Raw genomic sequence first — 650 nt, 5'->3', positions numbered from 1 at the left:
CTAGGTCCTGTCTGGAGATCGGATTATGAATGTGGTGCGATGCTGCGGAGCCAGAGCATCGCACCGCACAGATGCAGGCCGGCCTCGTAGCTTTCTGGCGTCTTGTCAAAGCGGAACGCGATGCCGCGCCAGTTCCGCAGCCGGTTGATGCACCGCTCCACGGTGTTGCGTTCCTTGTACAGCTCCGCGTCATGGGAAACGGGCCGACCGCCGGCGCTGCCGCGCTTCTTGCGGTTCGCGGCCTGGTCGACCTTCTCCGGGATCACCGCCCGGATCCCGCGTTGCCGCAGGTAGCGGCGGTTGCGCCGAGATGAGTACGCCTTGTCCGCGGCCACGGCGTCCGGCCGGGTCCGGGGGCGCCCGACGGGACCGCGCACCTTGATCCGCTCCAGCACCGGGGTGAACTGCGGGCTGTCGCCGGCCTGTCCGGGCGTGAGGACGAACGCCAGCGGGCGGCACCGCCGGTCGGCCGCCACGTGGATCTTTGTGGTCAGCCCGCCCCGGGAACGCCCCAGCTCAGCGGCCTTCAGGCGGGCGCGGTGCCGTCGGCGGAGCCGTCGCCGCTCGACACGTGAGTCGTCCCCGTCCCGCCCGTCTTGCGGCTCTTGTCCCTTCGCGCTGCCCCCTTTTCGGCCTCGACGGCCGCTTCC

1 pseudogene is annotated in these 650 nt (G+C 70.6%); it reads right to left on the bottom strand.

What is annotated here, in order from left to right:
• Positions 1-23 precede the first annotated feature (23 nt).
• Positions 24-572: pseudogene (locus tag OTB20_RS42330) on the bottom strand (IS5 family transposase); the annotation flags it as partial.
• Positions 573-650: the final 78 nt, after the last annotated feature.

This window comes from Streptomyces sp. H27-H1 (assembly GCF_026627445.1).
In the GTDB taxonomy this organism is placed as follows: Bacteria; Actinomycetota; Actinomycetes; order Streptomycetales; family Streptomycetaceae; genus Streptomyces.
Note: the sequence above shows the minus strand (reverse complement) of the source record. Positions and strands in the feature narration are given on the sequence as shown.